Annotated in this window: 13 protein-coding genes; 10 read left to right on the top strand and 3 right to left on the bottom strand. The window is 64.7% G+C overall.

Annotated elements, in window-relative coordinates; genetic code table 11:
- On the top strand, window positions 1-291 hold a 291-nt coding region (locus tag IEY36_RS29790; protein WP_188972892.1), incomplete at its 5' end, for a succinylglutamate desuccinylase/aspartoacylase family protein.
- A gap of 287 nt (window positions 292-578) precedes the next feature.
- Here IEY36_RS29790 and IEY36_RS29800 read toward each other — a convergent pair.
- Together IEY36_RS29800 and IEY36_RS30990 are read right to left on the bottom strand one after the other, a co-directional pair.
- Complete coding sequence (locus IEY36_RS29800) at window positions 579-995, bottom strand: recombinase family protein (RefSeq protein ID WP_188973870.1); 417 nt, start codon at window positions 993-995, stop codon at window positions 579-581.
- Window positions 995-1846 (bottom strand): DUF3489 domain-containing protein, encoded by an 852-nt coding sequence (locus tag IEY36_RS30990; protein WP_229681706.1) that lies wholly within the window; start codon window positions 1844-1846, stop codon window positions 995-997. Before IEY36_RS30990 ends, IEY36_RS29800 begins: the two co-directional genes overlap by 1 nt.
- A 523-nt stretch (window positions 1847-2369) precedes the next feature.
- On the opposite strand from IEY36_RS30990, the gene IEY36_RS29810 reads away from it, so the two are divergent.
- From IEY36_RS29810 to IEY36_RS29850, 9 genes are all read left to right on the top strand, one after another.
- A complete protein-coding gene (locus IEY36_RS29810) occupies window positions 2370-2597 on the top strand; it encodes a DUF2171 domain-containing protein (protein ID WP_229681707.1) in 228 nt (75 codons plus the stop codon).
- Between the two features lie 71 nt (window positions 2598-2668).
- The gene (locus IEY36_RS29815) at window positions 2669-3133 is read left to right on the top strand and encodes a hypothetical protein (protein ID WP_188973874.1); all 465 of its coding nucleotides are present in this window, start codon (window positions 2669-2671) and stop codon (window positions 3131-3133) included.
- 65 nt (window positions 3134-3198) lie between these two features.
- Entirely contained in the window at window positions 3199-3876 is a 678-nt protein-coding gene (locus tag IEY36_RS29820; RefSeq protein WP_188973876.1) for a hypothetical protein, read from the top strand.
- Window positions 3877-3950: 74 nt separating this feature from the next.
- Window positions 3951-4460 carry a YciE/YciF ferroxidase family protein gene (locus IEY36_RS29825; protein WP_188973878.1) on the top strand — a complete coding sequence of 170 codons (510 nt, stop codon included), beginning with the start codon at window positions 3951-3953 and terminating at the stop codon, window positions 4458-4460.
- 162 nt (window positions 4461-4622) lie between these two features.
- Entirely contained in the window at window positions 4623-6791 is a 2169-nt protein-coding gene (gene katE / locus IEY36_RS29830) for a catalase (RefSeq protein WP_188973880.1), read from the top strand.
- A gap of 125 nt (window positions 6792-6916) precedes the next feature.
- Window positions 6917-8113, top strand: a complete 1197-nt coding sequence (locus IEY36_RS29835) for an NAD(P)/FAD-dependent oxidoreductase (RefSeq protein ID WP_188973882.1) — start codon at window positions 6917-6919, stop codon at window positions 8111-8113.
- Between the two features lie 67 nt (window positions 8114-8180).
- On the top strand, window positions 8181-8603 hold the full coding sequence (locus IEY36_RS29840) for a CopG family transcriptional regulator (RefSeq protein WP_229681708.1): 423 nt from the start codon (window positions 8181-8183) through the stop codon (window positions 8601-8603).
- Between the two features lie 136 nt (window positions 8604-8739).
- The gene (locus IEY36_RS29845) at window positions 8740-9978 is read left to right on the top strand and encodes an extracellular catalytic domain type 1 short-chain-length polyhydroxyalkanoate depolymerase (protein WP_188973884.1); all 1239 of its coding nucleotides are present in this window, start codon (window positions 8740-8742) and stop codon (window positions 9976-9978) included.
- Between the two features lie 440 nt (window positions 9979-10418).
- Window positions 10419-11519, top strand: coding sequence for a sensor histidine kinase (locus IEY36_RS29850; protein WP_188973886.1), 1101 nt, complete (start codon window positions 10419-10421; stop codon window positions 11517-11519).
- Window positions 11520-11883: 364 nt separating this feature from the next.
- Here IEY36_RS29850 and IEY36_RS29855 read toward each other — a convergent pair whose 3' ends face one another.
- Window positions 11884-12729 carry a sulfate/molybdate ABC transporter ATP-binding protein gene (locus IEY36_RS29855; protein ID WP_188973892.1) on the bottom strand — a complete coding sequence of 282 codons (846 nt, stop codon included), beginning with the start codon at window positions 12727-12729 and terminating at the stop codon, window positions 11884-11886.
- Between the last annotated feature and the right edge of the window lie 130 nt (window positions 12730-12859).

Consider the following 12859-nt stretch of genomic DNA (forward strand, 5'->3'; position numbering starts at 1 on the left):
CGCACAGGCAAGGATGTCAGCGTCTTCATGGGAAATAGCGCGCTCCCCGTCCTTGCAACCCAAGGCGGGCTCGTTGAGCACCTCGTGAATCTTGATGACCGGGTCGAAGCCGGACAGAGGATAGCGGTCCAACGCAACGGGTTCGGCGAAGTGGTTGCGGAATATACGAGCAGCGTGGCTGGTAGGATCACTGGGCAGCGTAGCGACGCCATGGCCGAGCCCGGCAATCCCCTTGCATTCATCCTTTTCCAGAAGACGACGTCGGACGGCGGTGAGATCTATCCTGAGTAACCAGCCCGGGTGGGAGGCCGGTGGCGTTCTGCTTCAGGAAAATGAATCCGCTCGGAAATTGACCGGTAGATGGGACCAGTTGCCGCACTCTCATCACCAACCGTGCCACCGTCGTATGGGTCCAGGTGGCCGAGCCTCGCGGTGTCGGTACACCACGTTCGTTCAGCGCCCTGGCCATCGCCGCCTGCGCGACTATTCCACGGGCCTGTAGCTGTTCAACTTCGAGGCTCAGCCGGTGCGCTGTCAGCTCTGCCGCTCGTTGGCGCGCCACAGACGCTGCGGCGGCGTCAGGGCCGGCAGCAGGCCGGTATCCGCGNTTCCCGCTCCTTCTGCGCCATGGCCGCATAGATCCGCAGCATCAGGTCATCGGCGCCGGGCATGTCGGCTGCGCGGATGGAGACTCCGTCCTCCAGCAGCTGCGACAGCGTGTGCGCCCGGCGCGTGATCCGATCCAGCCGCGCTGCCACCAGCACGGCGTCAAGCTGGCGGCAGCGGGCGAGGGCAGCCTGGAACCCCGACCGCCTATCGTCCTTGCCCGACGCGGTGTCGGAAGACTCCGCCACCAGCGTCCAGCCCTGCGCCGCGATGAAGGACCGGATGCTGGCCAGCTGGGCCTCGAGGCCCAGTCCGCTCTGCCCCTGCTCAGCGGTCGAGACCCGAGTGAGCCCGACCGCGAGACGGGGCGCCTGTGCACCGAGGCGCATCAGCCGGCGACCTCGGCATGCGCCGCGGCCGGAATGGCAGTGCGATAAATGGAATAGGACCCCTTCGCGCCCTGCTTGTTCGGTCCGACCTGGCGGACGCGCTCCAGCACTTCGATGGTGATGCCGCGGCGCTTGAGGCCGGCGAGGAAGCCGCGGACGGTGTGCTGCTGCCAGCCGGTCGCGTCCATGACCTGGATGATGGTCGCGCCCTCATCCCGGCGCAGCAGGGCGAGGACGTGCTCCTGCTTGGTGCCAGTGCGGGGTGGGCGCAGTGCGCAAGCGGCGCGTGGCGCCCGCGGTGCGGAGGCCCGCGCGTCGCGCAGGGCCGTGATGGCGCCGTTGATCCCCGCCTGCTCCGGTGCGTCCCAGGCGGCGAGGACGGTTGCAGTGGCCATCCGCAGTGCGGCCGCCCGGCCACTGCGCCCTTGGTGACTCACGGGCGACCGCTGGGCCCCCTCGGACGCTTCACTGGTAGCGGACAGCGGTGGAGGCTGAAAAGCCGCCTGAAAGCCTCCCTGGCCCGCCGCGGGGATCCAGGCAGCTTCCGCCGGCTGGGGAAGCGCCGATTGCTGACCTTCCGGTTGGTGCTGGGGTGGCTCGACCCCGATCGCTGCCAGGCCGGCATCGGTGATGCGCAGGGCGATCCGGCCGCCATCATCGTCTTGCCGCCAGCCGAGGTCAGCGAACTCCCGCGGGGCGGGGATCTCGCCCAGAAGGCCCTTCGCCAACAAGCTTCGCAGGACCGCGTTGCGCGCGGCGGCAGGAAGTTTCGCCGGCGGCTCGGTCAGCAGCGCCTCATGCCGCGCCGCCTTGCTCAGGATCACGCGCTGCGTTTCGGAAAGCTTGGTCATCGTCGGGCTCCGCTTCCGCACCCGATGATCCGGGTGCTACCAGCCCGAGCCCCGCAGTTTGAGCCTCAGCGGGGCAGCGCGGCCTCCTGCATCGCGCCAGCGACCATTCGCTCCGAACGAGTGCGAAGCCAAGCGAAACAATGGTTGATGTCGCCGGTATCTAGAAGATCTCGCGGTCACGGCAACTTCCGCCGCTGCGACTAGGCTCCAATTGCCCGCGCTCGTTGCCTTTATAGGGTGGAGCTCCCGCATGCCCCTGGAAACCCAAGCGCGTACACCAAAGCGTGTCGGTCACGGGACCAAATGCTCTCGCCTAGCGGTCACTCCGAAAGAAACCTCGGACGGATGTGTGCGTTCCACTCTCGATCGAGCTCGCATTTAGGGGCCGATGAACGCGGGCGCGCAACGCCGCGATCCAGTGGAAGTGAGACGGTGTAACCAACCTCACGACTCCACACAGTCGAGATGCGGCTGGTGAGCGATGGCCGACGGAAGCCCGCTCTCCCATCAAGGAGGAATGATCATGCACGTCAGTAACGGTATCCATGAGCACATGAAAGTCATCGCGAACGACGGCACGTTGATCGGCAAGGTCGATCACATGGACGGGGATCAAATCAAACTAGCGCGCAGCGACAGCATCGACGGCCAGCACCACTACCTGCCGCTGAGTTGCGTCGCCTCGGTCGAGAGCGAGCGGGTTGTGCTCGGCGTCTCCGCTGCGGAAGCCGGTCGCCTGTCAGGCGGCTGAACCGCGAATAGCCGGGTTTGGCCGCGCCATAAGCGGGGCCGCTTCTCTCAACTTCAGTCGGGATCAACGTTATGAAATCCATCTTTACCGCCACGCTACTTATGGGAACCGCCTACTTCGGCAGTATCGCCATGGCACAGGCACAGGTGCCAACGCCTCCCGCGGCGACACCATCCCCGCCTTCGACGCCACCGCGAACGGCTGCAGCTCCCGCCTCCGAAGCGAACCACATCGTTGCTGCGTCCGAGCTGGAGCGGGGTGCTAACAGCTTTACTGAAGGCCAGGCGCGTGGCCGGTTCGAGGATGCCGGCTTCGCCAATATTCAGAATCTGATGAAGGACGAAGCAGGCTTCTGGCGCGGCCGCGGGATGCGTAACGGCGCAACGGTCGACCTAGCCATGGATTTCCGCGGAAGGATCGCCATCGGCCCGGGCGTCGCGTCCCTGCCTGCGCCTTCCGCATCACCGCGGCGTGGCTCGTCGCCGGCACCATCGCCGCGGACCGATGCCGCCTCGCCACCTGCCACCACCCGATAAGCCCCACGCATCAAGCCCGGTTCACCGATGCCCGGTGACCCCGGCAGACCACGAAAGACGCGATCATGCCCAATCAGACAAGAACCTGGCTGTTCGACAGCTACACGGGCTCCAGCGCCGCCGTACGCGACCTGCAGGCGGCCGGCTTCACGCAGGAGGAGGTGAGTATCGTCGGTCGGAACGCCACGACCGACCACGATGACGTCGAGACCGCCGCTCCGGAAAGTGGTGCCGCGGTCGGCGCCTCCGTCGGCGGCGTTGTCGGCGGCGGCGCCGGGCTGCTCGCGGGTATCGGCATGATTGCCATCCCCGGCATCGGGCCGCTGGTGGCGGCGGGCTGGCTGGCCTCTCTCCTGGTCGGGTTGGGCACGGGCGCCGCCGCGGGCGGTCTCCTCGGTTCCCTCACCGGATCGGGGGTCGACGAGAAGGAGGCCCATGTCTACGCCGAAGGCGTGCGGCGCGGCGGCACCATCGTGACCGTACGCACCGACGCGTCCCGAATGGGCCGCGTGGCCGACATCATGGCGGCGCATGCCCCCGTCAACATCACGACGCGCGAGGCCGATTATCGGTCCACCGGCTGGCGGGGCTACGTCGAGAATGAACCGGCCAGCGGTCGATCGGCTCCCGACGGCACGCCCGGCAATCCGCCCGGCACCATGGCCAGCCGTGCTGTGGATGACGTCGCCGGCACCAACATCAGCGGCGCACGCCCGGAAAATGAGCGTCCGCCGCGCGTCTGACGCGAGCCTAGGAGCGGCCGCCATGCGGCGGCCCTCACGGCTCCCAGAGCAAACATCTGAAAGGAGCGCCGACCATGGCGAAGGAAAAGACCCTCGACGATCTCTTCCATGACACTCTCAAGGATATCTATTACGCCGAGCGCAAGATCCTGAAGGCGCTGCCGAAGATGCGGCGGGCGGCGCAGTCGCCCGAGCTGAAGGAGGCCTTCGAGAAGCATCAGCAGGAGACCGAGGGACATCTCGAGCGACTCGCACAGGTGTTCGAAGCACTCGGAAAAGCGCCGCGCGGCAAGACCTGCGACGCGATCGAGGGAATCGTCGCCGAGGGCGAGGAGATCATTCAGGAGTTCCAAGGCACGCCCGCCCTCGACGCCGGCCTGATCTCATCGGCGCAGGCCGTCGAACACTATGAGATCACGCGATACGGCACCCTCAAGCGGTGGGCGCTCGAACTCGGTCATCCTGACGCGGCCGCTCTGCTGGACGCCACGTTGCAGGAGGAGATGAAGACCGACAGCGCGCTGAGCAAGCTGGCATCTGCGGGCGCCAACCAGCGCGCTAAGGACGCACGGGCGGCTTCCTGAGAAACGACGAGGGGAGGGCAGCTTTCGCTGTCCTCCCTGTTGTTGTCTGCGCGCTGCCTCAGCGCACAGCCGCAATGGCGCGCCACTTCCAGCGTCCCGCGGCGAGACGGAATGCAAGGCTGGACGTCACATCAAAAGCCGTAATGCGCGAGGAGCCATCCTATGTCGAAATTGCCCAAGGCGTCAGGCGCCAAAGAGAGCCTGCGTGCCGTGACCATCGAGGACCAGACGTTGGAGCGTGGATCCGGCGGTGAGCTGCACCAGGTCGCAGGCCCCGACACACCGGTGATGACCACCGCGCAGGGCGGTCCTATCTCCGATGACCAGAACTCGCTGAAGGTCGGCGCGCGCGGCCCCGCCCTGATCGAGGACTTCCATCTTCGCGAGAAACTCTTTCACTTCGATCATGAGCGGATCCCTGAGCGCGTGGTCCATGCCCGGGGCTACGGTGCGCATGGTTTCTTCGAGACCTACAAATCTCTGGCCGATGTCACGTGCGCCGACGTCTTCCAGCGTGCCGGGGAAAAGACCCCGGCCTTCGTGCGCTTCTCCACCGTGGTAGGCGCCAGAGGATCAGCGGACCTCGCGCGCGATGTCCGCGGCTTCGCAGTGAAGATCTACACGAAGCAGGGCAATTGGGACCTCGTCGGCAACAACATCCCGGTCTTCTTCATTCAGGACGCGATCAAGTTTCCCGACCTTGTCCATGCAGTGAAGGAAGAGCCCGATCGTGGCTTCCCTCAAGCGGCGTCCGCGCATGACAACTTCTGGGACTTCATCTCGCTGACCCCGGAATCCATGCACATGATCATGTGGGTCATGTCGGATCGCGCCATTCCTCGGTCCTTCCGCTTCATGGAAGGATTCGGTGTCCACACTTTCCGCTTCGTGAACGCGGAGAATCAATCGACCTTCGTGAAGTTCCTCTGGAAGCCCAAGCTTGGCATGCAGTCCGTGCTATGGAACGAGGCCGTGAAGATCAACGGCGCAGACCCGGACTTTCATCGACGCGATTTGTGGAATGCCATCCAGTCCGGCGCCTTCCCGGAATGGGAATTGTGCGTGCAGTTGTTCGACCAAGCCTTCGCCGATTCTTTTGATTTCGACGTATTGGATCCCACGAAGCTCATCCCGGAGGAGCTGCTGAAACCGATCCCGGTTGGGCGCCTGGTGCTTGATCGCATGCCAGACAATTTCTTCGTCGAGACCGAACAGGTCGCGTTCATGACGCAGAACGTGCCACCGGGAATTGACTTCTCGAACGATCCCCTGCTGCAGGGGCGCAACTTCTCCTACCTCGACACGCAGCTGAAGCGCCTCGGAGGTCCGAATTTCACCCATATCCCGATCAATGCACCGAAATGTCCGTTCCATCACTTTCAACAGGATGGGCATATGGCCATGCGCAATCCGGTTGGGCGCGCGAACTATCAGCCCAATTCGTGGGGCCTTGGCCCGCGCGAGGCGCCCGATGCGGGATATCGGTCCTTCAGTGCGGACGAGCAAGGACCGAAGGCGCGCCTGCGGCCGGTGAGCTTTGCGGATCACTACAGCCAAGCGCGGCAATTCTACATCAGCCAGACCCCGGTCGAGCAGAGTCACATCTGTGACGCCATGGCCTTTGAACTTGGCAAGGTGGAAGCGCCGGCGATCCGATTGCGCATGATTTCGCATCTGTTGAATGTGGATGTAGCACTGGCCGCCACACTTGCCGACAAACTCGGCATCGCGACGCTACCGGCAGTCGCGGAAGCCGCCTGCGCCGTGCGTACTGATCTGGAGCCGTCTCCCGCACTGAGCATTCTGTCCAATCCGCCACCCGGCTTCGGCGGCCGCAAGGTCGGCGCCCTGGTGACCAATGGCAGCGACGCGATACTATTGAAGGCGCTACGCGCGGCGCTGGATGCGGAGGGCGCCACGCTCGAACTGGTGGCGCCGACGGTCGGCGGCATCGTGGCAAGCGACGGCAGCAGCATCGAAGTGCACCACGCCCTGGTCGCGGGACCCTCCGTGCTGTTCGACGCCGTGGCCATCCTGCCATCAGCCGAGGGCGCGGCGCTTCTTGCGCCGATGCCGGCGGCACGCGATTTCCTTGCGGATGCGTTTACACATTGCAAGTTCATCGCGCATGTCAAAGCAGCCGGCATGCTCTTCGACAAGGCCGGCGTGCCGATCGGCGATGACGGCTTTGTCGCGCTGCGCGCCAAGGCCGACGCCGGTGAGTTTGTCGCACGCTGCAGGGCCATGCGGTTCTGGGAACGCGAAGCCGCCTTGCCGCCACCGCCAAGTACTTCAACCGGTCCTGCGGCGCATCGCCAGAAGCGTGGTTGATCGGCGGGCGATTGCGGCACACCAAGTCTCGTACCGGCGATATTGACATGGCGCAGGCTCCACCAAGAGCAGGTCGCGCGCAGTCCAACCGCGCCGCCCTGCGGGCAATCGATGCCATCGATCCCATGAAGCTGCGCACTGGCGTGCCTCTGTGGCTGGCCTATGGCACGCGGGCCCCGGCGGCAACTCCGCTCGGCACCAGTCTGAACGTCGATGTCGCCGTCATAGGCGGGGGCATCAGCGGTGCGTTGGTCACCGATGCGCTGTTGCAGGCCGGGTTGAGCGTGGCTGTCTTCGATCGCGTCGGCTTTGTCCGGGGGTCCACGCCGGCCAGCACCGCCATGCTGCAATTCGAGATCGACCAGCCTTTGACCCTTCTGCGCCATCGCATCGGGCCAGCGCGTGCAGCCCGCGCCTGGTGGCGATCGGCCAGCGGCGTGACGCGGCTTCATTCGCGCATCGCCGATCTGGGGTTGCGGTGCGACTTCCGCGAACGCCACACGGCGTATCTGCCGGGCAACGTGCTGGACTTCGCCGACCTGCGGAGCGAGGCAGCGGCGCGGGAGCGCATTGGCCTTCGTTCCATCCTAATCGATCGTGCGACGCTGAAGCGCTTTACCGGCATCGACAAGCCGGGCGCGATCTGGTCGGCCGGCTCGGCGGAGGTCGATCCGGCCAAGCTGGCGCGCGGGCTGTGGCGCTCCGCTGCGCAACGAGGCGCGATGCTGCATGCACCGGTCGACATCATCGACATCGCCCCCGGCAGGCGGCGCGTGACCCTGAGCACCGATACGGACCACAGCATTTCCGCACGCAGCGTCGTCCTGGCCACCGGCTACGCGCTGACGAAGCTGCTCAAGCCGCGTGGCTACCGCGTCATATCCACCTGGGCTATGGCAACGGCACCGCAGTCCGAAGCCTTGTGGCCGAGCCGTTGCCTGATCTGGGAGGCCTCAGATCCATACCTCTATTGCCGAACCACGCGTGACGGCCGCGTGGTCGCGGGCGGGGAGGATGAGGCATTCGAGGATGAGGCCAAACGCGACGCGCTGATCCCGGCGAAAATGGCGCGCATCGGCCGCAAGTTGAAGCGCCTTCTGCCGAAGCTCGACACGGCGCCTGACTATGCCTGGGCCGGGTGCTTCGGCGAAAGCGCAATTGGCCTGCCAGCCATCGGCGAAGTGCCCGGCGCGCCGCGCTGCTACGCCGTGATGGGGTTTGGCGGCAATGGCATCACCTTCAGTGCCATCGCGGCGGAGATCATCCAGCGGGCCATCCTGGGGCTACCGGATCCGGACACGGATCTGTTTCGCTTTGGTTGAGCCGATGCGCTTGAAGGGGCCACAACATCACCCACATACCATCCAGACAGATGGTGTGGAGATGGGATTGGCCAACAATGTGCAATCGCTCCGGCCAAAGCCGAGCAGCGACACGGAGAAGATCACCATCAACCTTGGCTATGTCGATCTGGGACATATCGATCTGCTGGTGCAGGACGGCTTCTATTCGAACCGAACGGACTTCATTCGCACCGCGATCCGCAACCAGATCGATCGCCATGCTGACGCAACGAAGCAGGCTGTCATTAGAAAGCGCCTGGATCTGGGGTTGAGGCACTTTGGCCGGGCGGACCTGGAGGCGGTTCGCGCGGCGGGCGAACAACTCGACATCCGGGTGCTCGGCCTCGCCAGCATTGCGGCCGATGTCACGCCCGAATTGGCCCGCGCCACGATCGCATCGATCTCCGTCCTCGGAGCATTCCAGGCAAGCGCTGCCGTGAAGGCCGCGCTCGCCGACCGCACGAGCTGATCGGTCCAGGCCCCGACCGTTCGTCGCCTCCTGTTGGGGGCAATACCCTATTCCGGTCATCGTCATCCCGCGCGAATGCCGAGCAAGCGTCCTGCGAGGAAGGCTTGCCTGTGTCGTCCCATTGAAGGTTCCTGACATGAACGAGACGCTTCCGAACCACATCCTCGACGCGATGCGGCTGACGCGCGAAGGCAAGCTGACCGAAGCTACCGCCTTGCTGCAATGCGCTCTTCGTGGCGCAGGTCGGCCCGGGATTGCCGCGATCACGCCCGACGGCAACGCGCAGACTGTTTCGGCGTCTCCGCCACGAATCTTCGACGTCGATCCGCAAACCGGTGAGGCGATGCTTCTTGCGTCGGCCGCGAGTGCTGCCGGATCTTCCAGGTTCGGGTCGCGCTCTTGGTCCCCTGGCCGTCACGACAGAGCGGGCACGGCGCCCCTTCCCGAGACGCTGCGTGGATTCCTCGGCCAATTCCACGGAGGCGGATCGTCGCAGCCGCCCAGAGTGCTGCCGGATGGCGCACAATTTGTGACACGCTCCTTCAGCAACCACGCCGGAAGCCGCGGATACAAGCTTTACATCCCCAGCACGTACGTCGGCGAGGCGATGCCGCTGCTCGTCATGCTGCATGGCTGTACCCAATCGCCAGACGACTTCGCCGCCGGAACGCGGATGAACATCCTCGCCGAGAAGCATGGTTGCTTCATTGCCTACCCCGAGCAATCGCAGGCCGCCAACGCACAGAAATGTTGGAACTGGTTCAGCCCGGGAGATCAGCAGCGTGGCCAGGGTGAACCCGCGCTGATCGCTGGCATCACCCAGCAGACCATGCGCGACCATGTCGTGGATCACCAACGCGTTTATGTGGCCGGACTGTCGGCCGGCGGCGCGGCGGCGGTCATCATGGCGATGGCCTATCCAGATCTTTATGCCGCGGTCGGCGTACATTCGGGGCTGGCGTGCGGAGCGGCCCGTGACATGCCGTCGGCCTTCGCCGCCATGCGGCAGGGCGCGACAGGGTCAGCCACCCTAGGCGACCGACGCGCAGTCCCGACCATCGTCTTTCACGCCGACAAGGACAGCACGGTGCACCCGCGCAATGGTGATCAGGTCATCGCTCAATCCGGCGGCGTCGGCGGTCTGCGGAGCGAGATGTGGCGCGGCCATGTGCCAGGCGGACACGCCTATAGCCGCACCATCCACAGCGATGACACTGGCCGAGCCGTCCTCGAGCAATGGCTGGTGCATGGCGGCGGCCATGCGTGGTCCGGCGGCAGCCATGAGGGATCCTACACCGACCCACGCGGCCCAGACGCGTCGAGAGAAATGCTTCGCTTCTTTCTGCAGCACTCGTTAGGAAGCCCAGAAGCGTGATCGTGTCCGATGCTCGTCCCGATCGATGCGCAGAATTCGTTGCGTTGGAACCGATATCGTCGCGGCGGTGAACGGACATCCGGATCGGGATTGGCAGCGTTGAGGACCAGTGGTCATCCATTTGTTCCGGGACCGACGTCCGGAAGCGGTTCAACGTCGCTTGGTCGCATGGGTGGGTACGACAGGTGATCGGCCGCCTCTGAATGGTGAAACGCTCACCGGCGCGTCGGGGATTCTTTGCGCTGGATGAGATCGTACGTTGAATCGGTTCGTTCGGCGCTCGACGAGGGTTTCATCCTCGGTTTGGTAAATAGTTCATTGGCGGGTCAATTTCCGGCCCGCTTACCGCCCGCCCGGCATAGCGTACACTTCGTCGTGCCACCCTGACCATGCTGAATCCCGCGTCGTCCAGATCCGCGCGGCCAAACGAGGGCCTACTCATGGCGACCAATGACGACAAAACCGGACCGCTGAGCGAACTTCTCGGTGACGCCAACCTCGCTGCTGCGCTCGACAGCGATCACTTCAAGCAATTCCTCGACCATATCCCCGTCGCGATCGCCGTGGCGGAGTTGAAGCCGCGGGAGTGCGTCATCTACGCCAATCTCGAATTCGAACGACTCTCCGGCCAGCCGGTCGTGGAGTTGCAGGGCCAACCCTGGAGCGACCTGAAGGCGATTGCCACGGCGAAAGGCGATGACCGGAGCCTCAGCGACGCCATCACGATGGGCGAGGACCGTATCGGCAGATTTCGCCTGGGCCCGGCGGGGGTTGAAGGCGGGATCACCTTCGAGGCCTGGTCGAACGTGATCGAGGACGAGGTTGGCGCGCCGCTGTTTCGGATCGTCGCGCTCGCTGCGGTCAACTCGCGAAGTCGCGCGGACAACGAGGCCCTTGAAACACGCGTGAAGGAGAGGGACGTGCTGCTGCGCGAATTGCAGCATCGCGTGAAGAACAATCTGCAGATGATCACGTCGCTGATTCGGATGGAGGGCTACAACACATCGGACGATGAGGCGGGCGAATCATTCGACCGTCTGGCTGGAAGGGTCGACGCACTGGCGTTGCTGTACCGCTCGCTCTCAGAGGAGAAGTTCGGCCAGAGCGTCGATTTGGGCATCTACCTCAGTCAGATTGCCTCAGCCGTCATGCAGGCCCACGCGGTGGAAGGCATACGGCTCGACCTCAAGGTCGATTCCTGGCCGGTTTCAATCAATGTCGCGATGCCGACCGGGCTGGTGGTGAACGAGGTGCTGACGAACGCGCTGAAGCACGCCTTCGTCGGACGTGCGGGCGGCACGATCACGCTCCACAGCCTGGTCGATTCCGAGGGCTGCCAAGTCTCGATCTCAGATGATGGTATTGGTTTACCTCCGGGCACGAGTTGGCCCACCTCCGGGCGTCTCGGTTCGCTGATTGTGCAGTCGCTGCGGCAGAACGCCGGCGCGGCGGTTGAAGTCATCTCGTCGCCCGACAGGGGCTTACGAGTGATGATCCGCTTCGCGCGCGCAGGCGCGGCGCCCGAGGTGGTAGAGAGCTAGACGATCCATGTTGGCAGTTTCGTGTATTCTACTTTTAGATGCTGCAGCAGCCTGCCTCCCGATCGCTCTGATGGCACTCTTCAGGTAGTGGGTTAGGCAAGGGATCTTGGATGGGGGAGGTCTCGAATCCAAGATGGCGTCCTGTGCGTCATGGAGCTGCGGACGGAAGCGTTGATCATTGAGCATTGGACGCCGTTCAACAATTTGTCGCCTGAGAATGCGTGGTCGCCGATACGCCCTCCAGAGCCCGCGCGCCGCGTCTGATGCCACTAGATAGAGACCGCTTGTACCAAGTCGCACCTTCTCCTGCCTCCTCACCAAAGCAAATCCGGCGCGAGATGATGTTGGCAGCATTTTCGGACCATCAGCTGACCAAGGCACGCGTGAGCGGCTCGGCTCGGGCGCGTTGGCCGTTGGCGTCGAAGATCATACCGCCGCGCGGCACGATGCGGCACGCAGCGCCGCGTTGCGGCGCATGACCGTTGGCCGTGGTGGCGTCGAGCAGCACGCCGCCGAGATCTACAACAATCCGGCAACGCTCCTCTGTTGCATCGCGCAGAGCCCGCACCGTGAAAGCCCCCGGTCCGGCAAGTACGGCGATGTCGCCCGGCCGCAGGAAGGCCTGAGCCTCACCATCCGGCAGGGCCACGCGCATCGGTGGCAGGGGCAATGGATCGAAATGCGCGACGCCGCTGCGGATCTGGCAGTCCAGCTGGGTCGCCTCACCGAGGAAGCCGGCGACGAAGGGGGTGGCCGGCTCCCGCAGTAGCGCCTCCGTCGTGTCGCACTGTACGATCCGCCCGCGCTGCATGACCGCGACGCGATCTGCCATCTCCATCGCCTCCTCCTGGTCGTGGGTAACGAGGATGGTGGAGATGCCGAGCCGATCGTGCAGGCCGCGCACCCAGCGCCGCACATCCTTGCGCACGAGCGCGTCCAAAGCGCCGAAGGGTTCGTCGAGCAGCAGCAGCCGAGGCTCGATCGCCAGCGCACGGGCGAGCGCGACGCGCTGGCGTTGCCCTCCTGACACTTGGTCCGGAAAACGCGATGCGAGCTCTGGAATCTGCACCAGCGCCAGCAATTCCCGGACGCGCCGCAGGATCTCCGCTTCGGACGGGCGCCGGTTCCGCACACGCAGCCCGAATGCGACGTTCTCCAACACAGTCATGTGCCGGAACAGCGCATAGTGCTGGAATGTCCGTCGTCGAATGCTTTGAGACGGTGGAGGCGGTCTTCTAACGGAGGCTCTGGCCCATCTGGTTGTGAGGTTAGGCGGCGCGTTGTTGGTGGATCAAGCGTCGCTGTTGGATCGTCTGTCGCTTGATACGTTCACGCTCGAG

This window comes from Neoroseomonas lacus, from assembly GCF_014644535.1.
GTDB lineage: Bacteria > Pseudomonadota > Alphaproteobacteria > Acetobacterales > Acetobacteraceae > Neoroseomonas > Neoroseomonas lacus.

Coding starts and splice junctions, on each gene's coding strand:
- IEY36_RS29820 (WP_188973876.1), top strand. CDS start 3,199: ATGCCCAATCAGACAAGAACCTGGCTGTTCGACAGCTACACGGGCTCC.
- katE (WP_188973880.1), top strand. CDS start 4,623: ATGTCGAAATTGCCCAAGGCGTCAGGCGCCAAAGAGAGCCTGCGTGCC.
- IEY36_RS29810 (WP_229681707.1), top strand. CDS start 2,370: ATGCACGTCAGTAACGGTATCCATGAGCACATGAAAGTCATCGCGAAC.
- IEY36_RS29835 (WP_188973882.1), top strand. CDS start 6,917: ATGAAGCTGCGCACTGGCGTGCCTCTGTGGCTGGCCTATGGCACGCGG.
- IEY36_RS29850 (WP_188973886.1), top strand. CDS start 10,419: ATGGCGACCAATGACGACAAAACCGGACCGCTGAGCGAACTTCTCGGT.
- IEY36_RS29815 (WP_188973874.1), top strand. CDS start 2,669: ATGAAATCCATCTTTACCGCCACGCTACTTATGGGAACCGCCTACTTC.
- IEY36_RS29845 (WP_188973884.1), top strand. CDS start 8,740: ATGAACGAGACGCTTCCGAACCACATCCTCGACGCGATGCGGCTGACG.
- IEY36_RS30990 (WP_229681706.1), bottom strand. CDS start 1,846: ATGACCAAGCTTTCCGAAACGCAGCGCGTGATCCTGAGCAAGGCGGCG.
- IEY36_RS29825 (WP_188973878.1), top strand. CDS start 3,951: ATGGCGAAGGAAAAGACCCTCGACGATCTCTTCCATGACACTCTCAAG.